General features: G+C 59.7%; 24 protein-coding genes. 13 read left to right on the forward strand and 11 right to left on the reverse strand.

Annotation, left to right across the window (positions count from 1 at the left end; genetic code table 11):
- Positions 1-66: 66 nt before the first annotated feature.
- From LOC68_RS14875 to LOC68_RS14885, 3 genes are all read right to left on the reverse strand, one after another.
- Positions 67-999, reverse strand: a complete 933-nt coding sequence (locus LOC68_RS14875) for a DUF1559 domain-containing protein (protein ID WP_230220159.1) — start codon at positions 997-999, stop codon at positions 67-69.
- Positions 1000-1431: 432 nt separating this feature from the next.
- Positions 1432-2406, reverse strand: a complete 975-nt coding sequence (locus tag LOC68_RS14880; RefSeq protein WP_230220161.1) for an ABC transporter permease subunit — start codon at positions 2404-2406, stop codon at positions 1432-1434.
- A complete protein-coding gene (locus LOC68_RS14885; protein WP_230220163.1) occupies positions 2403-3293 on the reverse strand; it encodes an ABC transporter ATP-binding protein in 891 nt (296 codons plus the stop codon). The genes LOC68_RS14880 and LOC68_RS14885 overlap by 4 nt, the downstream gene beginning before the upstream one ends.
- A 169-nt stretch (positions 3294-3462) precedes the next feature.
- On the opposite strand from LOC68_RS14885, the gene LOC68_RS14890 reads away from it, so the two are divergent.
- The 5 genes from LOC68_RS14890 to LOC68_RS28545 all read left to right on the forward strand — a co-directional run bounded on the left by LOC68_RS14890 (position 3463) and on the right by LOC68_RS28545 (position 8761).
- Positions 3463-4200 (forward strand): platelet-activating factor acetylhydrolase IB subunit, encoded by a 738-nt coding sequence (locus LOC68_RS14890; protein WP_230220165.1) that lies wholly within the window; start codon positions 3463-3465, stop codon positions 4198-4200.
- A gap of 16 nt (positions 4201-4216) precedes the next feature.
- Positions 4217-4942 carry a class I SAM-dependent methyltransferase gene (locus tag LOC68_RS14895; RefSeq protein WP_230220167.1) on the forward strand — a complete coding sequence of 242 codons (726 nt, stop codon included), beginning with the start codon at positions 4217-4219 and terminating at the stop codon, positions 4940-4942.
- Positions 4939-6246, forward strand: coding sequence for an APC family permease (locus tag LOC68_RS14900; protein WP_230220168.1), 1308 nt, complete (start codon positions 4939-4941; stop codon positions 6244-6246). The genes LOC68_RS14895 and LOC68_RS14900 overlap by 4 nt, the downstream gene beginning before the upstream one ends.
- A 161-nt stretch (positions 6247-6407) precedes the next feature.
- Positions 6408-8285 (forward strand): tetratricopeptide repeat protein, encoded by a 1878-nt coding sequence (locus tag LOC68_RS14905; protein ID WP_230220170.1) that lies wholly within the window; start codon positions 6408-6410, stop codon positions 8283-8285.
- Positions 8282-8761: a DUF2752 domain-containing protein gene (locus tag LOC68_RS28545; RefSeq protein ID WP_230220172.1), complete on the forward strand. Its 480-nt coding sequence runs from the start codon at positions 8282-8284 to the stop codon at positions 8759-8761. Before LOC68_RS14905 ends, LOC68_RS28545 begins: the two co-directional genes overlap by 4 nt.
- Before the next feature lie 81 nt (positions 8762-8842).
- Here LOC68_RS28545 and LOC68_RS14915 read toward each other — a convergent pair whose 3' ends face one another.
- Complete coding sequence (locus LOC68_RS14915) at positions 8843-9784, reverse strand: shikimate dehydrogenase family protein (protein ID WP_230220174.1); 942 nt, start codon at positions 9782-9784, stop codon at positions 8843-8845.
- Here LOC68_RS14915 and LOC68_RS14920 point away from each other — a divergent pair.
- Positions 9771-10565 carry a hypothetical protein gene (locus LOC68_RS14920; protein ID WP_230220176.1) on the forward strand — a complete coding sequence of 265 codons (795 nt, stop codon included), beginning with the start codon at positions 9771-9773 and terminating at the stop codon, positions 10563-10565. The two genes, LOC68_RS14915 and LOC68_RS14920, sit on opposite strands and share 14 nt — an antisense overlap.
- Here LOC68_RS14920 and LOC68_RS14925 read toward each other — a convergent pair.
- Both LOC68_RS14925 and LOC68_RS14930 read right to left on the reverse strand, forming a co-directional pair.
- Positions 10555-10785: a hypothetical protein gene (locus LOC68_RS14925; protein WP_230220178.1), complete on the reverse strand. Its 231-nt coding sequence runs from the start codon at positions 10783-10785 to the stop codon at positions 10555-10557. The genes LOC68_RS14920 and LOC68_RS14925 overlap by 11 nt on opposite strands.
- A 246-nt stretch (positions 10786-11031) precedes the next feature.
- Positions 11032-11253, reverse strand: a complete 222-nt coding sequence (locus tag LOC68_RS14930) for a hypothetical protein (RefSeq protein ID WP_230220180.1) — start codon at positions 11251-11253, stop codon at positions 11032-11034.
- Between the two features lie 138 nt (positions 11254-11391).
- On the opposite strand from LOC68_RS14930, the gene LOC68_RS14935 reads away from it, so the two are divergent.
- Entirely contained in the window at positions 11392-12114 is a 723-nt protein-coding gene (locus tag LOC68_RS14935; RefSeq protein ID WP_230220182.1) for a leucine-rich repeat domain-containing protein, read from the forward strand.
- 174 nt (positions 12115-12288) lie between these two features.
- Here the strand turns inward: LOC68_RS14935 and LOC68_RS14940 are convergent, their stop codons facing one another.
- Genes LOC68_RS14940 through LOC68_RS14950 form a run of 3 tightly spaced genes read right to left on the reverse strand, consistent with a single transcriptional unit; the run spans position 12289 to position 13707 of the window.
- Positions 12289-12636 (reverse strand): VOC family protein, encoded by a 348-nt coding sequence (locus tag LOC68_RS14940; protein WP_230220184.1) that lies wholly within the window; start codon positions 12634-12636, stop codon positions 12289-12291.
- Positions 12633-13193: a peroxiredoxin-like family protein gene (locus LOC68_RS14945; RefSeq protein ID WP_230220186.1), complete on the reverse strand. Its 561-nt coding sequence runs from the start codon at positions 13191-13193 to the stop codon at positions 12633-12635. The genes LOC68_RS14940 and LOC68_RS14945 overlap by 4 nt, the downstream gene beginning before the upstream one ends.
- 22 nt (positions 13194-13215) lie before the next feature.
- On the reverse strand, positions 13216-13707 hold the full coding sequence (locus LOC68_RS14950; RefSeq protein WP_230220188.1) for a hypothetical protein: 492 nt from the start codon (positions 13705-13707) through the stop codon (positions 13216-13218).
- Positions 13708-14081: 374 nt separating this feature from the next.
- On the opposite strand from LOC68_RS14950, the gene LOC68_RS14955 reads away from it, so the two are divergent.
- The 4 genes from LOC68_RS14955 to LOC68_RS14970 all read left to right on the forward strand — a co-directional run bounded on the left by LOC68_RS14955 (position 14082) and on the right by LOC68_RS14970 (position 19913).
- Positions 14082-14636 (forward strand): RNA polymerase sigma factor, encoded by a 555-nt coding sequence (locus LOC68_RS14955; RefSeq protein ID WP_230220190.1) that lies wholly within the window; start codon positions 14082-14084, stop codon positions 14634-14636.
- Positions 14633-16789: a DUF1549 domain-containing protein gene (locus LOC68_RS14960; RefSeq protein WP_230220192.1), complete on the forward strand. Its 2157-nt coding sequence runs from the start codon at positions 14633-14635 to the stop codon at positions 16787-16789. Before LOC68_RS14955 ends, LOC68_RS14960 begins: the two co-directional genes overlap by 4 nt.
- A gap of 65 nt (positions 16790-16854) precedes the next feature.
- The gene (locus tag LOC68_RS14965; protein ID WP_230225149.1) at positions 16855-18102 is read left to right on the forward strand and encodes a DUF1501 domain-containing protein; all 1248 of its coding nucleotides are present in this window, start codon (positions 16855-16857) and stop codon (positions 18100-18102) included.
- 293 nt (positions 18103-18395) lie between these two features.
- Positions 18396-19913, forward strand: a complete 1518-nt coding sequence (locus tag LOC68_RS14970) for a mercuric reductase (RefSeq protein WP_230220194.1) — start codon at positions 18396-18398, stop codon at positions 19911-19913.
- A 6-nt stretch (positions 19914-19919) separates the two neighbouring features.
- Here the strand turns inward: LOC68_RS14970 and LOC68_RS14975 are convergent, their stop codons facing one another.
- Positions 19920-20354 (reverse strand): hypothetical protein, encoded by a 435-nt coding sequence (locus LOC68_RS14975; RefSeq protein ID WP_230220196.1) that lies wholly within the window; start codon positions 20352-20354, stop codon positions 19920-19922.
- A 313-nt stretch (positions 20355-20667) separates the two neighbouring features.
- Between LOC68_RS14975 and LOC68_RS28550 the strand changes: the two genes are divergently transcribed.
- Positions 20668-21504 carry a DUF4261 domain-containing protein gene (locus LOC68_RS28550; protein WP_230220198.1) on the forward strand — a complete coding sequence of 279 codons (837 nt, stop codon included), beginning with the start codon at positions 20668-20670 and terminating at the stop codon, positions 21502-21504.
- Positions 21505-21635: 131 nt separating this feature from the next.
- Positions 21636-22523: a helix-turn-helix domain-containing protein gene (locus LOC68_RS28555; protein ID WP_230220200.1), complete on the forward strand. Its 888-nt coding sequence runs from the start codon at positions 21636-21638 to the stop codon at positions 22521-22523.
- Positions 22524-22827: 304 nt separating this feature from the next.
- Here LOC68_RS28555 and LOC68_RS14990 read toward each other — a convergent pair whose 3' ends face one another.
- Complete coding sequence (locus LOC68_RS14990) at positions 22828-24210, reverse strand: DUF1598 domain-containing protein (protein ID WP_230220202.1); 1383 nt, start codon at positions 24208-24210, stop codon at positions 22828-22830.
- Positions 24211-24271: the final 61 nt, after the last annotated feature.

The following is a 24271-nucleotide window of genomic DNA, read 5'->3' on the forward strand; positions in this document are numbered from 1 at the left end:
GATTCGGTTCTCGCCCTCCGCACGCCGATCCCTTCGGCATGCGGACCAGGCGACCAGGATAATGACTTACAGCTGCGAAACTTCGCCTCCCCCCATCGTCGCCAGACCGGCGAAGATCGTCAGATCAACCGTTTCCGGCACGAACGAGACCGAGCCGTCGGCTCGCGAGAAGTTGAAGCCCCCGGGATGATGCGAAGCCCACGCACGACGGCAAACGCCGATGTTGCTGGCGACCGCCGCACAGTCGTTATACTGATTCCCAATGATATACGGCTCGTTGATCACCATGCCGATGTTGTAGCCCCAGTACGAGTTGCCCCAGAAGGCGCCGCGGGCCGGTTGATCCTTCGGCTGATGGTATTCGCCGACCATCAGGGTGTTGGAAGTGCCGTCGGTAATTGAGGCCATCTTCTCAAAGCCGAGCGTCTGACTGTGCCCCGTTCCGACCGTGTGAAAAACCCCTTTCCACGAACCGTTGAGACCGCTGATCTCGGCCAGGTGATCCCAGTTCTTCGCCCCGTTGTTGCTGTAGCCTCCCATCGCTTTGTACGAGATGGCGTGCAAGTCGTAGCTGTAGCCGGACGCCGGTCGGATGATCGGCGAAGTCATCGCATCGCTCGGGCAGATGAACTCATCGACGCGCGTTCGCGCTACCGTCGCATTGGCCGACGTGTTGCAATGGGTCGTGTGGTCATATTGGTTGTACAAGTTCTGCTGCTCGATGAACGGCAAGATCCCAATGCACCAGTTCCCATAGAAGGTGTCGTTGATTTGCACGTGCCCTGACGGGAAGACCAGATAGGTGTCGTGATAATTGTGCACCGCCAACGCCATTTGCTTCAGGTTGTTGGTGCATTGCATCCGCCGGGCCGCTTCGCGGGCTTGTTGTACGGCGGGAAGCAACAGCGCGATCAAGACGCCGATGATGGCGATCACCACCAGCAATTCGACCAGCGTAAAGCCGGCCCTTCTGCGCAGCGAATTCAACGGAAATCGCATGACGAGGTTTCCTTGTCGAGAAGACGATAAGTAAAGATAAGAACGGAAATCGATAAGTTGACGCGTCGCATCATTGAATGGGACGGCCAGAAAAGTTCCGATCGATTGGCGCTGATTCAGATCGAGCGTTTGCGCCTTGGGCATCCTGCCGCATGCAGAAAAGTCAGCCGCCAATCCATCGCATCCACTGCGACTACAAATAGAAAATTTAGAGAATTAAACTGCAAAAATCGTCGCAATTCGGGTTTGCTCGCTGCGGAGATCCTTACTCCGTTAAATCATCGCCCGCGAAATTAGTGGACGGATGGCTCACCAACGGGACTCCACCGACGCTCTGCGCGAACAAACTTTCGCCCAATTCGCCAATAGCTTACGGGCACAAACTCCATGCTCGTTGCATAGTTTTGTACGCGTAACGTTCGGATATTGAACTTAAACCGGCGCCGGCAAATCTCGTCGACAGAAGATCCAATGACCGAGTGCGAAGGTCGCAGCGCCTCCCAGCAAGAGTCCGCTGACAAGCGACAGTCCGCCGAGCGCCAACTCTCCCTTGTTGTTCTCAAAGTAGAAGGTCCAGACTTCGGTCGGATAGCGGACGCCGTACGAGGTCAACACTTCCGGCTCGTAGAGCGTGAAGATCGTGAGGTACTTCAGCCAGTGGGCCGTGTCGACCGCCAGCGAAACGACGCGGACGATCATCTGCACGATCAGAAACCCGGTCACGATCCCGATCGTCCGCCAGCGATAGCGATCCCACGAACTCATCCAGGTCGTCAGCCCCGCAAAGAAGACGCCGAGGCAACCAAGATTGATCGCCGACGGAATGAACAAGCTGGTGTCGACGAAGTCGGCCAATGGAACGCGAACCGGCGCCTCTTTCACTTCGGTGAACGGGACCTCGATCTTCATGTTCAAAACCGGCAGCTTGATCGCGACCGGCGGCTTCTCTTGTTTGACCTTCGTCGTATGCACGCCGGTATGCGTCCCCAGCCACGCGGCGGTCGCGATCACCGCGCAGCCGACGACCGTCACCAGGCTTTTGGAAAAGAGGAGCTGAAAGCGGCTGATCGGTTGCGCCAGCATCATCTCCATGGTTCCCCGGCCCAGCGGTCCGCTGACCGAATCGCTGCCGCGAGCGATCGCCCAGGTCACCATCAACAAGACGACCAGCGGCTCGTTGAACGTCACGCCGACTCGTCCTGGATAGGTGAAGAGCTGCGCGACGTCGACCGCCGAGTAACGTTCGACCTCGGGGCGGAGGATCTCCACGATGTTTTGAAAGCGGCTCATTTCGACCCGGCCGACAATCCAGGCCCGGATCATGCAAAAGCCGAAGATCGTCACTACCGAACCGAGCAACAACCAACGCGCCTCGCGAAACGATCGCACCAACAGCGCCGTGTTCATGCTGAAACCGCCTCTGGCTGCTCGAAGTGATACCGGTTGTAAATCGCTCGCAAGCCAAGCTGCGAAATCTGAATTTGCGACGTCGGCAGATTGGCGATCCAGGCCAGTGCCGGCTGCAAGTCGCCGTCGGTCTCAATCTGGAACGTCTCCGCCGTCTGCCGCACGTCGACGACGAGCGAAGTCAGTTCGTGAGGAACTTGCGGTAGCGGCTCTTTCAACACGCCGCGAATCACATGTCGCCGCCGCATCGCATGCAAATCTTGATCATGGACGATGCGCCCTTGTCGCATGATCACCGCTCGCTGACAGATGTCTTCGATCTCCGACAACACGTGCGAACAGATGATGACCGTTTTGCCCCGTTGATGGGCGTCGCCGATCATTTGCACCACTTCGTGCCGGACGTTCGGATCGAGACTGGTCGTCGGCTCGTCGAAGATTAGCAGCGGCGCGTCGATCGACAGAGCGATCGCCAGCCCCAACTTTTGCCGCATCCCGGTCGACATGAACGCGACGCGGCGACGGAGATCCAGATCCAACCGCTGGGCCGTCTCTTCGGACCGCGTGCGACTCCCATGCGGGTGGACGTCGGCGAAGAACCGCAGGACCTCGCGCCCCTTCATTTCGCCAAACAGGCGGACGTCCCCCGGAAGGTAGGAAAGTCGGCGATGGACGTCCAAACTGCGTCCGTGACAATCCATTCCATCGATGGACGCACTACCGGAAGTGGGGCGTAAAAATCCGAGGATCAGGCGAAACATCGTCGTTTTTCCGGCGCCGTTGGGCCCGAGCACGCCGCAGCACTGCCCGGTCGGGACGTGCAGAGTCACCCCGTCCAGCGCCAGGAAATCGCCGTATCTTTTGGTAAGTCGGTTGGTTTCGAGCATAAGCTTCTTACTTCCGAGGACCGCCATCGGTTTTGGAAATTAACCGATTCTTCGGAGCGGCGTGCACGCAGCGCCGGGAGAAACTAGAATATCAGAGAAGTCGGGCGCCAGCGCCACGGCTTACCCTATTCAACATCTCGCCCCACCCTCCTAACAGCTGAGATTCACCATGCTGCGTATCTGGATGATTGGCTTGCTAGCCTCCTTCGCTCTCGTTACCGTTTCGCGCGCCGAAGACGCCGTGAAAGAACCGACGGCCGTGACCTCGGAATCGCGCAACGACCAGAAGTGGTGGAAAGATCGCCACGAACAAAAGCTGGCCGCCGCCAAAGCCGCCGACAAGATTGACCTGCTGATGATCGGCGACTCGATCACCCACGGCTGGGAAGGGAAGGGGAAGGAAGTTTTTGAAGAGTTCTACGGCAAGCGCAACGCCCACAACATCGGCTACGGCGGCGACCGCACCGAACATGTGCTGTGGCGTTTTGAACATGGCGAACTCGACAACATGCATCCGAAGCTCGCGATCCTGATGATCGGCACCAACAACACCGGTCATCGCAAAGACCCGTCGGAAAACACCGCCGCCGGCATCAAGAAGATCGTCGCCAAGCTGCGTGAGAAGCTGCCGGAAACGAAGGTCCTGGTCCTGGCCATCTTCCCCCGCAGCGCCAACAAGACTGACGAGATGCGTAAAATCAACGACGGCACTAATGAGATCATCAAAGATCTGGCCGACGACAAGATGGTCTTCTTCTTGAACATCAACGACAAGTTCCTGACCGAAGACGGTACGCTGGCCAAAGAAGTGATGCCCGACCTGCTGCACCCGCACGAAAAAGGCTATCGCATCTGGGCCGAAGCGGTCGAACCGACCGTCGCCAAACTGATGGGCGAACAGCAGTAAGGACCGCTCGATGCCCATGTATCGTTCTCTAGTTTTGTACGCGACCATCCTGCTTGGGATGGTCGCCGCCGCGAACGCCGTCGCCCAAGAGAAGGCCCCGGCCGTAGAGCAAAGCGTCAAACCTGGCGTCAACGCCAACTTTCTGGATGAGTCGCTCGACGTTAACGCGTGGATTGAGCGGTTCGAAGTCGAAAGCCGCGAGGTTTACCATGCCCGCGAAGAAGTGTTAAAAGCGGCCGGCATCAAACCAGGCATGCGGATCGCCGACGTCGGCGCCGGCTCCGGTTTTTACACCCGTCTGTTCGCCCGCGCCGTCGGTCCGACCGGTTGGGTCTACGCCGTCGACATCTCTCCGAAGTTCCTGCAGCACGTCAGCAGCAGCAACGCGGAGTTGGGCCTGAACAACATTACCTGCGTTCTCGGCGGCGAGCGTTCGATTCAGCTTCCGGCCGACTCGGTCGACCTCGTCTTCATCTGCGATACCTACCATCACTTTGAGTATCCGCAGTCGACCCTCGCTTCGATCCATCAAGCGCTTCGCTCGGACGGGACGCTGGTGGTGATCGATTTTGAGCGGATTCCTGGCGAGTCGCGAGACTGGACGCTCGATCACGTCCGCGCCGGCAAGGAGACCTTCCGCCAAGAGATCGAGCAAGCCGGCTTCACGCTGGCGGAAGAGCCGAAGATCGAGTCGTTCAAGGAAAACTACTTCCTGCGGTTCCGGAAAAAGTCGGCCGAATGAGCGATCGCCGGGCGTTCGGCCTCTGGACTCTGACGTTTCTGGTGGTCGCCAACATGATTGGCGCCGGCGTCTTCACGACGTCGGGCTTTACGCTCGCCAGCGTCGGATCTCCCGGCTGGGTCGTTGCGGCGTGGATCGTCGGCGGCTTTATCGCGATCATGGGAGCGATCAGCTACGGACAGCTGAGTCGCGTCATGCCGGAATCGGGCGGCGAGTATCTCTTCCTCTCGCAAGCGCTCCATCCCGCCGCCGGTTTTGTCGGCGGGTGGATTTCGCTGATCGCCGGCTTCACCGGCGCGATCGCCTACGCGGCGATCACGCTCGAGAAGTACGTCACCCACAGCATTCCCCTTCCGCTGCTCGACGGCTCGATTGCGATCGTCACCGTCGGCGTCTGCGGTTTGTTGCATGGCTTGGGGGCGCGACTTGGCGCCGGTCTGCAGAACGTAGTGGTGCTGCTTAAACTGGCGCTGCTCGGTCTCTTCCTGTTCCTGGCCCTCACATCGGACATCGACTGGCAAGGAGCGCCCCTTCCGGCAGCCGAACCGCTGACCGGCTGGGGTTTAGCGCTGGCGCTGGGCAACTCGCTGGTCTGGATCGCGCTTAGCTATCTGGGCTTCAACGCCGCCGTGTATGTCGCCAGCGAAGCGAAGAGCGCCGGCGACGTGCCGAAGTCGCTGCTGATCGGCACGCTGATCGTCACGCTCCTCTACGTCCTGTTGAACGCCGTCTTCGTCTACGCTCCAGAGCCGTCGGCGATCGTCGGCAAGCCGGAAGTCGCCGCGATCGCGGCCGAAGCGATCGGCGGCGAACCGTTGTCGCAACTGGTCAGCGCTACGATCGTGATCGCCCTCTTCACCTCCGTGATGAGCATGATCATGGCCGCGCCCCGGGTGTATGCGAAAATGGCGGACGATGGGTTTTTGCATCATTCGTTCCGCGCCCAAGAGTCGGCCCCGCAAACGGCGATCGCGCTGCAAAGCGTCCTGGCGATTGGAATGATTTTGTTTTATTCGCGGCTCGAGTCGCTGCTCGGCTATTTGGGGCTGACCCTCTCGCTCTGCGCCGCGTTGACCGTGTTCTGCGCGCTGCTGCCGTCGGTTCGCCCCGGGCCGCTGGTTAGTCTCCACAGCCTTCCCCCGGTACTATATTTGATCGGCACCCTCGTTTCGGCGGTGCTGATGTCGATCAATCAGCCGTGGGCTTTACTGCCGGTGGCGATCACGTTTGGGGTCGGTGGCGCCGCCTATTGGGCGATTCGCAGCCGAACCGAACCAGCGATCGAGGGTCCTCCGTCACCATGACGCCTCCTTTGGGGGGAATAACAACGGTCATCAACCTTGCCTCTGGCTCGACTCAGCGGTTATTCTGAGTGAGTAAATCTTTGCAGCTAATCCAATTGCGGAGGGCTCCTATGGGCGGCCGCCTGGTACTTGTACTTCTGCTTGCGCTTTTCTCGACCTTCGTGTCGCGGCCCGTTTCGTTGGCTGCGGCCAATGAAGACCCGTCGCGCGATCGGATCGATCAGCTGATCCAACAGTTAGGGCATAAGAATTTCGCGATTCGCGAACGGGCCCAAAACGAACTGTCGGCGATCGGCGTCGCCGCGTTTGACCAGGTCTACGAAGCGATGAACCATCGCGATCTCGAGATCGCTCGCCGTGCGCAGTACCTCGCTCGCAGCTTGAACGTCAACTGGGCCCGCGAAGATTACAGCCCGGAAGTCCGCGCCTTCCTGACCCGCTACAGCAAACAGAACGAAGACCAGCGGAGCAGCCTGATCGGTCAACTGGGCGAGCTCACTTCGATGGATGCGATCTCGGCTCTGTCGCGGATCAGCCGTTTGGAAATCTCGGAGCGTCTCTCGAAAGAAGCGGCCCTCGTCATCGCGTTGAATCAAGGGATTGGGCTCTCTCCTGATTCGATCCAGCAACTGAAGGAAACGATCAACGAAGAGATCGGCAACAGCGAGCGAACCGGTCCGGTCTGGTTGCGACTGTACGAGAAGAGCCTCGACGATCCGGCGCCGGCTATCGATGCGCGCCAAACGCTGATCGAACAAGAGCTGCAAACGTTCGCCGGTCGTCCCGAACGGACGACGCGGCATATCGTGCAGGACCTGTTGCGCTGGCAAGTCGAACAGCAGCGCAAACTGGGTCGCGATGACGACTCGCTCGAAACGATGCGGCAAGTGATTCGCATCAGCCAACCCTCCAGCTCGGAATTGATCGACATCACCACATGGCTCCTCAATCAGCGCGGTCCGCAGATTGTGGAAGAGCTGGCCGCTCACTACGCCGATCCAGAGCAAAAAGAAAAAGAGGGAGTCGTGACCGGGCAATTCGTCGATGACGCAAACCTCCTCTACCTATTGGCCGAAGCGAAACTGGTCCAAAGCAAAATCGACGAAGCGACCGCCGTCGCCGATCAGGCGCATCACATGAACGACGCCCTGGTCGACAACGTCTTTCTGACAGCAGCCGCGCTCCACAATCGGGGGCTGATCCGCTGGGCCGAGCGCGAATATCGCCGCGTGATCGAGAAAGAAGGCGCCCTCAGCCCGCGCTATAGCGCCTGGCCGACGCGTCAGCTGGGCGAAATGCTTTCGGATCGCAAACGCTACGCCGACGCCGCCGCAATCTACAAGCCGCTGATCGATATCTACGATGCCGAAACGAAACGAGGCAAGACCTCGGACGAAGCGGAAGGAGATCGTTCGCGCTACCACTACTTCCTGGCTCGCGCCGCCGAACAGAAGGGCGACGTCGAGTTGGCCAAAACGGAACTGATCAAAGCGAACGAACGGGACCCGTTTGAAGTCGACGTGCTGATCATGATGCACCGGATTTCCAAGGATTCGAAATGGCTCGAATCGACTCGCCCGAAAATCGAAGACGCGCGGGCCGAGTTCAAGAAGACGGTCGAAGACTTCCAGAAGCATTGGGACTTCTTCAAGCGGAACGGCCGCGGCGTCGAATTTCTCGGCAGCGACCTTCGCACCTACACGCGTGAGCTGAACCAATACGCCTGGCTGGTCGGCAACACTTACGGCGATCTCGATCACGCGATCGAAGCGAGCCTGTTGTCGCTGGAACTCGCCCCCGGCGAAGGCGCCTATCTCGACACCTTGGCTCACTGCTACTACGCGAACAAGGACTACGCCAAAGCGGTCGAATGCCAGACCGAAGCGGTGGAGCAGATGCCCCACTACACGGAAATCCGCGAGAAGTACAACAAGTTCGCCGACGCCTACGAAAAGAACGTCGGCCCGCTCGTCCGCTGGCAGCCGCCGGTCGATCCCGAATCGTTCTTCCCGGACGAAAAAGAGAAGGGCGACAAGTGAGCGATTCCGTAGAAGCGATCGACGCGATTCCGCTGGAGCAGTATGAACTCGTCGAGTCTCCCGAGCGTGCGTCCCTCACCTTTCACTGGGTGATGCTCGCGATGTCGTCGGCAGTGTTGATCGCTTCGTTCGCACTCAACTTTCAAGCCGGCGAAACGGTCTATCTACCCTTCAGCGAGTTCGCCGTTCCGCCCAGCTGCGGCATGAAGCTCTTCTGGGGCGTCGATTGCCCCGGCTGCGGCCTGACCCGCAGCTTTATTCTCCTCGCCCATGGCGACTTGGCAGGCTCACTCGCCTACAACCCCTCCGGCATCCTGCTGTTTGCGGTGGTTCTGTTCCAAGTGCCGTATCGCATCGGCCAGCTCTGGCGAATTCGTCAGGGGCTTCCCACCTGGAACCTGGGGACTGCGTCCGCAGTTGGCTTCTCGGCAATCTTCGCCGTGATGCTGATTCAGTGGGTTGTGAAGCTGCTCTAGTCGTCGCCTCGTGTAGGTCAGGCCTTGGCCTGACGAACTGTCACGCGATTGCGTCAGGCCAAGGCCTGACCTACGACTGACCTAGATCCCCAGATACTCTTCCAGCGTCTCGCGGATCATCGCCACGTCCGCTTCATTGCCGGTCCAGATGCGGTAGTTGAGTGCATGGACTTGGGCGGCGATCGTCAGGCCGTCGTGCAGCGTCGCTTCGGTCGACAGAACCGCGTCTCCCAGCGCGTTGCTCGGCGTAATCGCCAGGTCGACGATCGTCATCTCTTTGGTGATCGTCGCCGGATCGAAGAGGAGCGTCTCCTCGGCGTCGCCGGTCTGGATCACGATGTCGACGTCGGACAGCGGCAACGGCTTTTCGGCCAGTTCGTACGCCGTTTCAACCGAGAAGTCTTCGTGCAGTCGATGTGCGAGCGATTGTCCCGGCTCGTCGGCCGCGGCCAAGATCGTCATCTTCTGCGGCGACATCGCCGCCAATTGCGCGGCGATCGCACGTCCGCGGCTACCGGCCCCGGCAATGACGATCCGCTTCTCCGTCACGTCCCCCAAGGTCTTGGCGACGGCCGCCGCTTCGGTATTCTCGCCGAAGAGTTTCCCTTCGCGAATCGAGACGCAATTGACGATTCCGCCGATTTCGACCACCGGCGTCTTCTCATCCAAAAGCGCGACCGCTTCTTTCAAGAACGGAGTCCCAACAGAGACTCCCAGAAAGCCGAGCGCTCGCGTTCCGCGGAGCGCCTCAGCGAAGTCGCCCAGCTCCACCTCCAGCGTCAGACATCGCCAGTCGCAGCCGGCGGCCTCAAAGCACTTTTCCATGACATACTGCGTCGGGTTTCCCGCGGCGGGATATCCGAGCGAGCAGACGATCTCTTGGAGCGTTTCGTGCGTCATGGCGTCGAGGAGGGAAAAATCGTTACGGCCGATACATTCTGAAGCGTAATCGGCCGCCTTGCAACGACCCCGGCGACCGTAGCGCTTCCCTTCGCCCGCAGCCGCAATCATGCTGAAAGGCATGACTCCCCTCCGTTTGCTACGTTTGCTCTTCCTCGCGGCCACTCTGGCGGTCGATGCGGCCTTTTTCGCCGCGGCCGAAAAATTTGGCGCACGCAGCATGCCCGGAGTCCTGCTGCTCGGCGAAATCCTCGCCCAATGCGGGGCGGCGGCGATCTACCTGGGGCTTTCCCCCAGACGGCAACTGACCTTTCGCCTGCTCGCTTGCTCTGGGGCGACGGTCATGGCGGCCATGCTGATGGCCCGGCTCACGCCGCTCGCCTGGCAAATCTGGCTCGCATCCCTCTCGGCGATGGTCACGATGATCGCCGTGCCGATTTTGGCGAGTCGCCTCCTGACCGCTTCACGACGGCAGTTTTCCCTGGCCGAAATCTTGGGTCTGACGACGCTGATCGCCGTGTTCTGCGCCGCGTTTCGCTCGCTCCCGCTTCAGATCGAATATGCGGGCCTGCTGCTCGGCTGCCTGACCGCTTTGGCGACAATCACCTGGCTGGCCGCCTGGTTGATTGCGACCGAAAGAAATGGCCCGCTGTCGCAAGCCGTGTTGATCATCACGGCGTTTGGGCTGGGACAACTGATGGGAGCGATCGACGCGTCACCTGCAGCTGGCTTTTTTGCGTCGACCATTTTCACCGCGATGGCGGTCTACTTTTTGATTTGGATGTTGGTCGAAAAACATGGCTCGCGAACTAGAGAGGCGGAGCCGCCGGTCGAGGAAGTCGACGCGGACGCCGAGCCAGTATTGCTGCCGCTAGCAAGAGACGCGGCGCCTTCTATTCGCTGATCTGCAGGAAGCGCAGGATCGCCGCCATCGGCGTGCTGGCGCCCCAGCTGCAACAAGCGACCGAGTGATTTTGATTTTGCCCGGCCGGCGGAGAAAGCCCGTCGAGCGGCGCTCCGAGCATCGCCGCAATCGCCAACAGCCCGGATCCTTCGATCAGCAGCATGTTGGCGAAGCCTCGCAACGTGGACGCCGATTTACGCGTTCGACCCGATCGCTGCATAACGCCTATTCCTCCGTAAACATGGTTTCCGCGGCGCTCCTTGCTGCCGCGGCCTTTCTACGGAGGCTTGTTCGGTTGGGTTCTAAACAGTCTGTTGATTTTCTGCTTCGATAGCGAGTTGCTGAGACAGGACCGAGTGCAAGGCGTGAATCCGCAGGCATATCCAATAGATATGTCGAGGAATTCACAACGCCGCAATCGGTTCTGTCTCAGCAACGTAGCCGATCCGAGGAAATCGACAGGCTGTTAAGCCGTTTCGTAAAGAACGACCAAAATGACGTCGGAGGGGGGAAATCGGAGCGGGCCCGACGAATTGCCCGGCGGATCGCCCAACGGCGCCGTCTGCGGAGCGATATTGCCGAAAATCTGCAACACCCGCACGCCGCTTTCCCGCAGCCACGCGTTCACTTCCGCTTCGGTTTGCGAGACTTCGTTTTCGACCGACATGAAAATCTTGATTTGTTGCATCGGGGCGATTCCTGGTAGAGAAGCTCGGCGTCTCATCAAAGCATCGCCCGGCGGCGATGGATTCCTTCGTGTTGCCTATCCGTTACACTAAAGCGTGACGCTCCTCCTCGCAATCCTTTCGCCAACTCCTCTGACCAAATGTCGATCGAACCGACGCGCCCCCAACGAGAATCGCTCCTCTCGCATTTCGCCGTCATGATCTGCGCGCTGGTCGTGATGTGCGGCGTGCTGGCGGCGATCGGCTGGGGAATCTCGCTGGCGATGACTCCCGCGCCGGTCGAAGCGGAGCGAACTGACCAGAATGAAACGGTCGCCAGGTTTCGCGAGATCGGACTCGAGATCGGCCGTAACGGCGAAGACCAGATCCAAGTCGTCGCCACGCGATACCCGCTGCTATTGACCGACCAGGAGTTGGCGATCGTCGACGGGCTTCCTCACCTTGAAGTCCTCGATCTCCGTGGGGCGCCGATTACCGATCAAGCGCTCGTCCACACCGAAAACCTGCCGAACCTTCGCGAACTCTATCTCGGCGGCAGCATCATCACCGACGTCGAACAAACCCTCTTTCGCACCACCATCACCGACGCGGCGATTCCGCACATCACGAAGCTGAAAACCTTGCGCGTCCTCAGTCTCGCCAGAACCGGAATCACCGACGCCGGCATCGCGCCGCTTTCGGAGTTGCCGAATCTAGAATCTCTCTACCTGGTCGACGTCCAAGTAACCGACGACGCCATCGAAGACCTGGCGAAATTGAAGTCGCTCAAACATCTCTATCTGCACGAAACGCCGATCACCGCCGAAGGAGTGAAGCGTCTACAAGAGCTTTTGCCAGGCACCGACGTGCAGCACACGCACTAGTAGAGCCCAACACTAGCCCGTAGCGCAAGCGAGGGAATGTGGATGGAAATCCCTAATGACTAAACCCTAATGTCTAATGCCAAGAATCTGTTTCTCTTGTTCATTAGACATTAGGGCTTAGTCATTAGTCATTCAGTTGCGCACGCATTCCCTCGCTTGCGCTGCGGGCTAGTATTAGCGCCACGCGAACAACTTCACCCGATTCCCATCCGGGTCGGTCAGCTTCAGTTCGCGAAACCCTTCCCGGTTTTCCTGGGCGACCAGCGGGACGCTTTTGCTGTTGAGGGATTCGCGCCAGACGTCGAAGTCATCCACCTCAATTGCCAGGCTGACGATCGCTTGCCCCTGGATCGCGTCATCGCGAGAGAGCAGGGCGATGCGATATCCGTCGCCCACGAGCAGAGCGTATCCCTCTTCCTGCTGCCGAATGCCGACTTTGAGCTGCAGTACGTTTTTGTACCACTCGAGCATCGTCTCGAATTCCGCGGTTCGAATTTCGACGGCGAAGAGCTCCGCTTTCATGACGCCGCCGTTTGTGAGTCGAGCGCCGCCAAAACCTCCGACAGCTGGGGAAAATCGGCCGAGTGTCGCGGAGTATGGACGAGCCGGATCACCCCTGTTTCGTCAACGACGAACGTCCCTTGCAGTTGCACCAGGTCATCCCCCGGCGTACCAATCCCGCTCCGCAGCACGGCGCTCAGCCCCGGTAGCCAAACCCGCGGTCCGGCGATCTCCGAGAAGCCTCCCCGCGGAACGCGAAACGCCTGATAGGCCGAGCGATGCGGATCAACCAGCACGTCAAACGGCAGCTGCATGCTTTCTTTCAGCTGTTGCGCTCGTTCGTGCGGCCCCATCGTGATGAAGACGACGTCGCCCCGATGTTTGGCGATCTCGGCGTAATCGAGCTTCAGCTGTTGCGCTCGATCGCGGCAAAAAGGACAGCCGAGATGCCGCGCGAATTGAATCAACAGGGGCTGGTCGCGCCAACGATCGGCCAACTGGACCGGCTCTCCCTGACATGTTTGCACCGTCACATGCGGCGCCGCGTCTCCAATCTCCAAGCTGTTTCTCGCCGACATCGATTCAGTCTTTCCGTTCGCTTTACTTTTTCGCCGCCGGCTTCGCTGGTTTGGCCGGCTTGTTGGCCTGCTCGGCCGCTTGTTGTTCAAACAGCTGGTACTCGCGCTTCATGTAGTCCCCGAGCTTCACCCGGTCGACGCCGTACCAGGTTTGATTCGGCGTATTGGCGTCCAGCTTCAGCCGCTCGTCGTACAGCTTCGCCATTTCCGTCAGCAACTCTTTCTTCAGGGCCGGATCTTCGGCCGAGGCCAACTCGGCTTGCAGCTGCATCGCTTTCGCATTGAGGTAAAGCCCGCGCGGTACCTGGTTCTCTTTGGCCCGCTGCTCCATGTAATCGCTAAAGAGCCGGAGCGAGTCGAGCTGCTGCCGCGCCAGGAAGTGCATGTAGTCGGACAAACCGTTCGGCAGCGCATGCGGGCCCGGCAAGACGCGCACCTCTTGCGCGAAGGCGCCGCCGCCAATCAACAGCGACAACATGACCGTCAGTCCCAGAATCGAAATGCCGCGCCGCATCACATCACTCCTTCGCTTTTCCCACGAAACTCCCTCTAACGGCATTGTATCGGCTGAAAGAGTCGCGGCGCGGAAAGAAGAGGAGCCCGCGGTACAATAAATTCCGCCTCTCACTACGAACCGGATTAAAGGAGCTTCCCCTCCCCAGGCGAAAAGGAACAAGCGGGCCTCCTTTCCTGAGCCCGGCTCGGCCATGGTCGACCCGGGGGCAAAATTCGCCAAAAACTCGTCTCGGCAAATAGAATAGAGAAGCCGGCCTCCACCTATCGGGCGGCTCGCCTCGCAAGCTAACTAGTTATGCAATAATGACTTGCGAGCCTTTCGGCCTCCCGCAACCCTCTTTTTGAGTACTATCGCCCGTTTCGGCCGCTTCTATGAGCGAACAGCCAACCGATTTGACGAACGCCGCGTCTCAGGCGACCCGCCTGATTCAGACCCACCAAACAGGGGTCTGGCGGTATTTGCGTTCGCTAGGCTGCGACGATCACGAGGCGGAAGACCTGACGCAGGAAACGTTTCTTCGAGTCCTGCAGAAACCGTTTGACGACTTTGATCGAACCGCCACCGCCGCTTACCTGCGACGGGTCGCCCACAACCTGCTGATCGATCTGAGGCGCCGTCAGAAGCGTCTGATCGTGACCGACGAAGTCGAAAAGATCGACGCGTTCTGGCAGCAAGTGACTGCGACTGATCAAGGGGAAGAGGTTCTCGCCGTCTTGCAGGAATGTTTGGCGTCGTTAACCGCCCGGGCCCAAACGGCGCTGCGAATGCGATTTGAAAGTCGCAAGTCGCGGCAAGAGATCGCAGACGCACTCGGCGTCGGCGAGCATGGAGCGAAAAACCTGATGCAACGCGCGAAGACGCAACTACGCGAATGCATCGAACGAAAATTGCGTCTTGAAGACCACGTGTCGACTCGTAAGTCATGACCGATCGCGACGATCCACTGATCGACTCTCTGCTCGACGAGCTTTTCCAACAGAAAAGCCCGCCCGATCTGACCGCGCGCATCCTGGCCAAACTTCCGTCGCAGAACGGCGCCTCGCATCCGGCCCCCATTTCGGCCCCGATCTATGACGCCGCGCTGCAAGCGACGGCGCCGGTTGCGGAAGCGGACGTCACCGAGTCGGGCGTCACTCGCAGCGAACTCGCCCGCCGCCGCACCGTCTGGGCTCGTCGTCGCCAGTTGGCCGCTTCCGTCGGGATGTCGATCACGCTGTTGGCGCTCGTCGCCTTCGGCGCCTGGGTGATTCGTAGCAATCAGCTGGAACAAGAACGTCTGGCCAACGAACAAAAAGCCAACCCCGCGGCGACCGTCGAACCGGTCAAAGTCGCGACCAACGACAAGCCGCTCGAACCGATCGAGCCGGCTCCTCCCAAGACGCAAGTCGCTGACAACAGCCCGGCGCCGGCCGTCGCGCCGTCGATGCCGAAGATCGATGCGCCGCCGCAAGTCGCCGCCAACAACAATCCGCAGCCGAACAAGTCGCCCCGTCCGCAGATCATCGCCGAGCCGATTCCGTCGCTCGCCAAGACCGACGCCCAGGTCGTGACCGAAATCAATGACGCGCTCGCCGCCGGCTGGAAAGAGTCAGGCGTGAAGCCGACCGATGAAGCGACGCCGGAAGAATGGTGCCGCCGCGTTTATCTCCGTCTGCTCGGCCGAATTCCGACCGTCGACGAGATCAAACATTTCGCGTCGCAGCGTGGTCGCGATCGCAACGAGAAGCTGGTCGACGAAATCCTGTATGGCGAAGCGCATCGCGCTGAACTGTCGCAGTACTGGGGCTCGCGTCTGGCCAACACCTTGATCGGTCGCGCCGTTGGCATGAACGACGACAGCGATGTCGATCGCACCGCGTTTGAAAAGTATTTGGGCGAAAGCCTCGTCTCTGGGAAGTCGTACGATTCGCTTACTCGCGAACTGCTCACCGCTTCCGGCAGCAACAAACCAGGCTCCGCCGACTACAACCCGGCGGTCAACTTCCTCGGCGCGCTGCTCGACCAAGACGCGACCCTCGCCACCGCGAAGACGTGCCAGGTCTTCCTCGGCCGTCAGGCGCAATGCTCGCAATGTCACAATCATCCGTGGGATGCGTTTGATCAGCGACAATACTGGCAGCTGAACGCCTTCTTCCGTCAATCGCATTCGGTGAAGGGGAAGGATAGCCTGCAAGTCGTCGACAAGGACTATGCACCTCCGGGCGACAAGCCGGATCAAGGCTTCGTTTACTTCGAGCGCAACAACGGCGTCGTCGACGTCGCCTATCCGCAGTTCCCCGGCGAGCAACCGATTCCGCCGAGCGGACGCGTTAGCGAAGTCAATCGCCGCGACTACCTGGCCGAGTACGTCACCCACAGCGACATGTTCGCCGAAGCGACCGTCAATCGCATGTGGCAGCACTTCTTCGGCGTCGGCTTCACGCCGCTGGTCGACGACATGGGAACGCACAACCCGCCGTCGCATCCGGAACTGCTGAAGGAACTCTCAGGCGACTTCGCCGCGAGCGGTTTCGACTTGAAGCGGCTGATGCGGTGGATGGCGCTGACCGACGCTTTCCAGCTTTCGAGCCAAACTTCCAACGACCAAATCGCCGATCAACCGTATGCCGGCAAACCCCTGTTCGCGCACTACTACACGCGACAGATGGAAGCCGAGCAACTTTATCAATCGCTGGAGATGGTCGCTCAGTCGCGCCGTACGCCGGCGCTGATCGCCGATCCGGCCGCTCGTCATCAATGGCTCGGGCAATTCGCTCGCGAGATGGGCGACGACGAAGGTTCGGTCGAACACGCCCTCGACGGCTCCTACGCGCAGTCGCTCGAAATGATGAACGGCCGCTTGATGGAAAACGCGACGCGGCTTGATAGCGGCGTGCTGAAGAGCGTCATCAACAGCAACATGTCGCCCAGCGAAAAAATCGATCACCTCTTTTTAGCGGCGCTCGCGCGCAAGCCGAACGCCCGCGAACGAAAGTCGATCAGTCAGATTTTGACTGCTCGTAAAGATGAAATGCCTGCCGCGTTGCAAGACGTCTGGTGGGCGCTGTTAAACAGTAACGAGTTTTTGCTCGATCACTAAACGAACACCGGCAAGGCTTATCACCCTTTTTGAGACGGAGAGAGAACATGTCCATTCCCACCGGGATGTCGCGACGTCACTTTATGAAGCATATGGCGGGCGCCTCGGCCATGGTCGCTCCGGCGATGATGATGGGTCAGTCGATCCGCGCTCATGCCGCTGATCTGACCAGCCGCGGCAAGAGCTGCATCATGCTCTGGATGGGTGGCGGTCCGAGCACCATGGACATCTGGGACCTCAAGCCGGGCCAAACGACCGGCGGTCCGTTCAAGCCGATCTCGACCTCCGGCGACCTGCAGATCTGCGAACACATGCCGAAGACCGCCAAGGTCATGAAGCACTTGTCGGTCGTTCGCTCGATGAGCACCCGCGAAGCGGACCACAACCGCGGTCGCTACTACATGCACACCGGCTACGTGCCGAACCCGAACATCGAACACCCGGGCTACGGTTCGGTCATCGCGCACGAACTGTTTGACCAACGTCCCTACCTCGAAATCCCGCCGTTCGTCTCGGTTGGCGGCGGTAGCGTTGGACCGGGCTTCTTGGGCATGACCTGGGCCCCGTTCACCGTCAGCAGCAACGGCCAGGTTCGCAACCTGAAGATGCAAGGCATGAGCGACGAAACGCTCGGCAAGCGTCTCGAGATGCTGAAGCTCGTCGAAAACGGCTTCATCAGCCAACGCCGCGGTCCGGCCGCCGAAGATCACGCCAAGATCTTGAACAAGACGGTCAACCTGATGACCAGCGAACAGATGAAGGCCTTCCGCGTCAGCGAAGAGCCGGAAGCGATGAAAGAGCTGTACGGCACCAACGGCTTCGGCCAAGGCTGCTTGCTCGCTCGTCGTCTGGTCGAAGCGGGCGTCCCCTTCATCGAAGTCGACCTCGGCGGTTGGGACAACCATGCCAACATCTTCAACACCCTTTCCGACACCAAGCTGCCGGTCATGGATCAGGCGATGTCGGCCCTGGTCACCGACCTCGAACAACGCGGTTTGCTCAAAGACACCACCATCGTCTGGATGGGCGAATTCAGCCGCACCCCGCGGATCAACGGCAACACCGGCCGTGACCACTGGGCCCGCAGCTGGAGCACCGTCGTCGGCGGCGGCGGCATCAACGGCGGCATCGCCGTTGGGAAGACCAGCGAAGATGGTACCCGCGTCGAAACCGAACCTTACTCGGCCGAAGACTTGATGGCGACCGTTTGCCGAGCGATGGGCATTTCGCTCGAAACGACCTTCACCAGCAAGAACGGCCGGCCGATGAAAATCGCCAACGGCGGTAAGGTGATCAAGGAATTGGTCGCCTAGTAACGAAGCATTGGCTGCATGCACATTCCGCGTCGCGGAATGTGCATGCTCGCCCGGCCGATCGTTTCCCGTGGGAAATCTTCGGCTGAAAGCGCCCAAGGACGGATGGCGCTGCACCACGCCCCACGGGCCCAGCAATCTTTTTACACTTCTTTCGTCAGCCGGAGTCTTCGGAAAGACTCCGGCTTTTTTTCTGGCTGCAGCCGACGCCTTGCCGATTGGGTACCATATTTTCTGTACCGAGCGCAGCAGGGCGCCGCCATCTTCCCAATTTGGCCAGATAGACCTCGCTCATGAATTCGATCGAAATGCTTCCCGCCGACGAATACAACGCGGCGCTGGTGAATCATGTCCATCCGCCCGATTGGAGCAACCCAATCCCCAGCGGAAAGTACAACTTGATCGCGATCGGCGGCGGTTCGGCCGGCATCATTGCGGCGCTCGGCGCCGCCGGCTTGGGAGGAACCTCGGCCCTGATCGAACGGGGACTGCTCGGCGGCGACTGTTTGAACTTCGGCTGCGTACCGAGCAAAAGCCTGATTCGCTCCGCCCGCGCAGCGCACGCGTTTCAAACCGCTCCGTCGTACGGCGTGAATCCGGTCTGCGATCCGCGGGTTGAATTCGAGCGCGTGATGGAGCGAATGCGGCATGCCCGCGCCGATATCTCGCGCCATGATGCGGCGCAGCGGTTCTCCGACATGGGGGTCGACGTCTACCTGGGAGCGGCCAAGTTTACCGCACCTGACGCCGTTCAAGTCGCCGGGCAAACGCTCAAGTTCGCCCGCTGCGTGATCGCCACCGGAGGTCGCCCGCAAGTTCCGCCGATTCCTGGCCTGGAAGAATCCGGCTATCTGACCAACGAAACGATCTTTTCGCTCACCAAGTTGCCGGCCCGTCTGGCGGTGCTCGGTTTGGGTCCGATTGGCGCCGAGATGGCCCAGACCTTTCGCCGCTTTGGGAGCGAAGTCCACGCGATCGAAAAGGAATCGCGTCCTTTGTCGCGCGAAGAGCCGGCCGCCAGCGACGTGATTCGGCAACAACTGCTGCGCGAAGGAGTTCACCTTTACTTTCATCACCTGGTGACGCGGGTCGAAAAGAACGGCGACTCGATCCGGGTGACGATCGATGCGGCCGGCGATACGCAAGTGATCGAAGTCGACGCCATCCTGGTGGCGCTTGGCAGACGGCCGAACGTCGAGGGGCTGAGCCTCGATAAGGCGGGGGTCGAGTTCAACAAGAAAGGAGTGATCGTTAACGATCGCCTGCAGACGACCAATCCGCGCATCTTCGCCGCTGGAGACATCGCCGGCAGTTATCAGTTCACGCACGCCGCCGATGCGATGGCGCGGGCCTGTCTGCGCAATTCGCTCTTCTACGGCAACGAGCGGCTCTCGAACATGATCATGCCGCGCACGACTTATACCGATCCGGAAGTCGCCCATGTCGGTTTGACGCCGGCGCAAGCGCAGGAACAAGGCTTGCAGATCGATAGCTATCGCGAAGAGATGAGGAACGTCGACCGTGCGGTGGTCGACGGAGAAACGGCCGGCTACGCCGTCATTCATACGCGGCGGGGATCCGGCACAGTGGTAGGAGCTACGATCGTTGCGCCGCATGCCGGCGAAATGATCGGCGAGGTCGCCCTCTTGATGACCAGCGGCCGGAAGTTGGATACGCTTTCCAGCGTGATCCATTGCTACCCGACGCAGGTCGAAGTTCTTAAACGAATCGCCGATCAATATCGCCGCACGAAGCTCTCTCCTCTAGTGAAAGCCTTGTTCCAAAAATGGTTGGCTTGGCATCGTCGTTAACAACGGCTAATCGCCGACGCCGATGTCGACGTCGAACGCACGTTGCACGAGCGAGTTCTCATGATGCTCGTGATGCAGGTAGCGTTCGGCGAACTTCCGGAAGCGACCTCGCAGGTCGGCGCTGTATGGCGCCTCCTGATAGTCCGCCTCGCGGCGACATTCTCTTACTTCCAACAAAAATAAAGGGTGTTCGCCTGACAATCTTGCGGCCTCATCCGCCAAGTGAGGTGCGCGACGGAGCACGTCGCTCATGTAACCGCCATGTTCTTCGGCTAAAAAATGCTCGTACAGACGATCGTAAAGTTCGTCCAACATGCCGGTCAACGAAACCCGCTCCATTCGTCCATTGTCGTCCGCGGAAAGGACGTAATGGATTTCGCGAAGCAAGTGATGCTCCATTACTAACGCATGAAAATCTAAGCGAACTGCTTGCTCTGTCATCGTCCATCCTCCAGCCCAGGAAAAGGATTCAAGTGAGCGGCCATGGGTCGCACTAAGGCGACGTCGACGACAGTGATCAAAGGCAGGGCGTGCCCAATATTATAAGCGTATGCGCGGAGAGATATTACCTGATATTTCTCGAAGAAAATGCAAAATAGACGCCGCTAACCTGCTTAGATTTCGGCCGCTAAATTCGCAGTGCGCAAACGGTTCGTCTACAATAAACGAACCCGTTTTCGATCGTCGTCGGCGACGTTTTTTTGAACCGCTTCGCCGCAGTTCGCACCACTATCGCTCCTAGGAATTTAATTCGGTGGAAGCCGCCAAAGCATACGTCGTTCGCCTCCTCTATCGCTCGCGTCCAACGCTTCGTAAGTCAGCGATTCTTGCGAAGCTGGAGAATTATGCGCCCGATTTTACGCCACTAGACGGGGACCGTGATGAGGGGCTGCTAGCTTTCGTCCGGAGCGAGCCCCTTTTCGAAAAAGCGCAGTGGATCGCGACCCCGGCCCCGTTTGATGAAGCGACTTGCGACGAAGCGTGGACCGAAGGCTTGGAGCAATCGTGGAACTGGCCCGAAGCGCGCGACGTCGCCGCCGAGTGCAAATTTGAAATCCAAGTCGCCGACGTCCGCGCCCTTGATCTGCCAGCGGCGCGTCGCCTGCGGATGATCCAACAGGTCGTTGCCGCGATCCTCCATTCGGCGCCCTGCGACGCGATCTACTGGACCGCTTCCCGATCCTTCGTTTCCCCCGCCGAGTTTCTGGCCGCGGTCGATTCGCTCGAAGAGCACCCATGGCTCGCCCCCGGCGCGATCCATATCCGCCAGTTCCGCGTGGTTGAGTACGAAGATGGCGCCGACGCCAACCTCCAAGACGCGCTGCTCGACAGCGTCGGGCTCAACACGCTTGGCTTGCCGGACGTGCAGTGTCACTTTCGCGGCATCGACGCCCAGTTGATCGTGCCGCTCCTCTACCGCGCCGCGTGCACCCTGTTTGAAACCGGCAGGGTCGCCGCCGGAGATGCAGTCGCCGGAATTCGCCCCGGGCAATTTTGGCGCCATCGGGGGGAGAAATCGCTCGCACCGCCGCTCAGAACCGTCGTTGACATTGCTCCTTCCGGGGGGCACAAAGCGGGCGTCAGGGACTGATTTGAGGTGATATTGGGCGAATTCACGCGCTATTTCCCGAAAAATCCAAGATCTCGTGTGCATACGTGCCCAGTATGGCTATCTTAAAAAGAGAGCCCCAGAAATCGCAAACCCACGCGTAGACAGCTGTCGTGACGATTGCATTTGAAAAACTCGTTCCGCCGCCTGGACATTCATTTCGCTGCTTTGAGCGCTCGGCGCTTGAGACTCCGGCGAAGTGGCACCGGCACCCAGAATTGGAAATCACCTTCGTTCCTTATGGGACGGGCACGCGGCTAGTCGGCGACCATGTCGCTCGCTACAGCCCTGGCGATCTCGTCTTCTCTGGCGAGAACCTGCCGCACACGTGGCTTTCTGACGACTTCGTCGGCAAGAAGTTCGACCGGCACATCGCCTACGTCATTCAGTTCAGCATCGACTTCCTCGGCGCCACGTTTTTCGACGCGCCGGAACTGACCGACGTCCGGATGATGCTGCACAAAGCTCGCCGCGGCCTCCTCTTTGGCGCCGAAACGACGCACAAGGTTGGCGAGATCATGAAGCGGATGCCCGAGCAACAAGGGCTGCCGCAGCTGATCTCGCTCTTGGAATGCCTGAACCTGCTCGCCGAAGAAGGGGGCGAAGTCCTGGCCAGCGAAGGCTACACGCCGGGCTTCGACAACGCTTCGGACTGGCGCATCGACAAGGCCTGCAATTACATCAACGAACATCTGGAAGATCCCGAGCTGTCGCACGCTGCGATCTGCAAAGAAGTCGACATGAACCCGTCGTCGTTCAGCCGGATGTTCAAGCGAGCCACCGGCCGCACCGTGACGCAATACGTCAGCGAACTGCGGATCGGCATCGCTTGCCGCCTGCTGATGGAAACCGGCGACAGCATCCTGGACGTCAGCCTGAAGTCAGGCTTCGACAACCTGTCGAGCTTCAACCGCAGCTTCCGCAAGATCAAGCAGATGACGCCGCGGGAATATCGCTCGACCTTCCTCGAAGCGAACAAGACGACGGCCGTTCCGGTTTAGTTCGACGTTGCCGTATCAAGCGGCGCGCCAGCGCAACACTAGCCCGCAGCGCAAGCGAGGGAATTTGCGCGGCGCAATTGTCAGAGCTTCCCTACGCGTGGAGCCGAAAACATAGGCCCAGCTCTTCGCCAGATTCCGACCGCATTCCCTCGCTTGCGCTGCGGGCTAGTGTTGGGCAATTGCGAATCGCCAACTACGTCCGGTCTGCACAACGGACCCTACAAGAAGCAAGCCGACGAGCCAATAAAAAAAGCCGATCCAACTTGGATCGGCTTTCTTTGTTTCTTGCTTAAGCGGGGAACGCTTAGTCCCACCACCATTGGCCCGGGGCGAGTTCCGGAACTTTGATTTCGGCACGTTCCTTCTCGAGGGCGCCATTTTCGTCTTCGATCATCTGTTCCGGCAACAGGGCGTACTTCGGTTTGATCGAGACGCCGCCGCCGATCGGCGTGACCAGGCGATTCCCCTTCCAGACCGCGTTGACGGCGGTTTCGACCTGGTTCGGAGCGTTGTAGACTTCGACCGGGTAGCGGCTTTCGTCGTTGAAGACGCCGAGGTTCCAGTGGGCCTGACCGTACAGGTCGTACTCTTGGATGTAAGCGGCCGCGATCAGCATGTCGATCTGGTTACGCATCTGAGCGTAGACCGGCGAACGCTTGGCCAGTTCGGGATACGCCTTGGTGAAAGCCATGGTGAACATCCGGCTGGCCGGATCTTCGCCGCCCGACTGCACGCGACCGCCGTCGCGGGTCACCATTTCGTTTTCGCCAATCAGCTTCACGCCTTCGCCGACCAGTTCCATCGCCAGGCCGTCTTCGCTCAGCTTCACGCATTCGTAGTTCGGGGTAAAGAACCAACGCTGCAGAGCGTTCTTCGAACCGCCGCGCGACTTTTCGGTGTAGCTCGGAATCCGAACCGGAGGACGTTCCAGGCCGATGCCGATCAACTTCATGCGATAGTCCGCTTCGACCAGCGTCTTGGCGAAGTTGGTCTTCGGCGAGATGCCGGTGACGGTCACGTCTTGCTTGCCGAGGGCTTGCTGCATTCCCGGAACGAGCGTCGCCACGTTGATCTTGGCCAGGTCGGTCCCGACGCTGCGGAGATACTCTTGGTAGTTCTTCAAACCTTCCTTGGTCGGGTCAATCGAGACGCCGACGAAGTTCACTCCCTTGGTGCCAGGAGCGTAAGCACGCAAAGCGACGATCATATCGTCGAGCGATAGAATCGCTTTCCCGCTCGTCGTACCGACGGCGCGACCAGTAAGATCGCTGACGAATCCTTCCGCCGGACCGGCGATCACAATGTCGCCCGATTCGGGATAGAAGAAGACGTACTTCAACTGGGTCAAGCCGGCGAGATTCTTCATCTCTTCCGGAATGGTGTTGTTTTCTTCGGTCGCCTTGGCGAGCGCCGCTTCCAAGCGATTGAGCGAGATCATGCGAAGTTCGCTCGGCTTGGTCAGTTCCGGCGCCAAGGTCGCCTTGGCGGCTTGCACGCGCTGACGCATCAGTTGGCCGGTCGGATCCGAAGCCTGCTGCATCCGCAACACGCCCTGCGCGTCGACGTAAACGCCTGACTGCTGGAAGTTGTTATTGTTGTTGGTTTGAGCCGCGGCCGGCGCGACCAACAATCCGACTGCGAACGTCGCTAGCAGCAAGTGAAACAGCCGGGTCGAGCGGGATTCCATGTCTGATCCTTGGTCCAAATACGCAGCAAGAAAGGGTAGGCGCGAAATGCTCGCCGCTGAT

Source organism: Blastopirellula sediminis (assembly GCF_020966755.1).
Lineage (GTDB): Bacteria > Planctomycetota > Planctomycetia > Pirellulales > Pirellulaceae > Blastopirellula > Blastopirellula sediminis.

Coding starts and splice junctions, on each gene's coding strand:
- LOC68_RS14940 (WP_230220184.1), bottom strand. CDS start 12,636: ATGAAAGCGGAGCTCTTCGCCGTCGAAATTCGAACCGCGGAATTCGAG.
- LOC68_RS14965 (WP_230225149.1), top strand. CDS start 16,855: ATGTCGCGACGTCACTTTATGAAGCATATGGCGGGCGCCTCGGCCATG.
- LOC68_RS14885 (WP_230220163.1), bottom strand. CDS start 3,293: ATGCTCGAAACCAACCGACTTACCAAAAGATACGGCGATTTCCTGGCG.
- LOC68_RS14875 (WP_230220159.1), bottom strand. CDS start 999: ATGCGATTTCCGTTGAATTCGCTGCGCAGAAGGGCCGGCTTTACGCTG.
- LOC68_RS14935 (WP_230220182.1), top strand. CDS start 11,392: ATGTCGATCGAACCGACGCGCCCCCAACGAGAATCGCTCCTCTCGCAT.
- LOC68_RS14920 (WP_230220176.1), top strand. CDS start 9,771: ATGCTGAAAGGCATGACTCCCCTCCGTTTGCTACGTTTGCTCTTCCTC.
- LOC68_RS14900 (WP_230220168.1), top strand. CDS start 4,939: ATGAGCGATCGCCGGGCGTTCGGCCTCTGGACTCTGACGTTTCTGGTG.
- LOC68_RS14970 (WP_230220194.1), top strand. CDS start 18,396: ATGAATTCGATCGAAATGCTTCCCGCCGACGAATACAACGCGGCGCTG.
- LOC68_RS14880 (WP_230220161.1), bottom strand. CDS start 2,406: ATGAACACGGCGCTGTTGGTGCGATCGTTTCGCGAGGCGCGTTGGTTG.
- LOC68_RS14895 (WP_230220167.1), top strand. CDS start 4,217: ATGTATCGTTCTCTAGTTTTGTACGCGACCATCCTGCTTGGGATGGTC.
- LOC68_RS14925 (WP_230220178.1), bottom strand. CDS start 10,785: ATGCAGCGATCGGGTCGAACGCGTAAATCGGCGTCCACGTTGCGAGGC.
- LOC68_RS14975 (WP_230220196.1), bottom strand. CDS start 20,354: ATGACAGAGCAAGCAGTTCGCTTAGATTTTCATGCGTTAGTAATGGAG.
- LOC68_RS14890 (WP_230220165.1), top strand. CDS start 3,463: ATGCTGCGTATCTGGATGATTGGCTTGCTAGCCTCCTTCGCTCTCGTT.
- LOC68_RS14945 (WP_230220186.1), bottom strand. CDS start 13,193: ATGTCGGCGAGAAACAGCTTGGAGATTGGAGACGCGGCGCCGCATGTG.
- LOC68_RS14955 (WP_230220190.1), top strand. CDS start 14,082: ATGAGCGAACAGCCAACCGATTTGACGAACGCCGCGTCTCAGGCGACC.
- LOC68_RS14950 (WP_230220188.1), bottom strand. CDS start 13,707: ATGCGGCGCGGCATTTCGATTCTGGGACTGACGGTCATGTTGTCGCTG.
- LOC68_RS14930 (WP_230220180.1), bottom strand. CDS start 11,253: ATGCAACAAATCAAGATTTTCATGTCGGTCGAAAACGAAGTCTCGCAA.
- LOC68_RS14960 (WP_230220192.1), top strand. CDS start 14,633: ATGACCGATCGCGACGATCCACTGATCGACTCTCTGCTCGACGAGCTT.
- LOC68_RS14990 (WP_230220202.1), bottom strand. CDS start 24,210: ATGGAATCCCGCTCGACCCGGCTGTTTCACTTGCTGCTAGCGACGTTC.
- LOC68_RS14915 (WP_230220174.1), bottom strand. CDS start 9,784: ATGCCTTTCAGCATGATTGCGGCTGCGGGCGAAGGGAAGCGCTACGGT.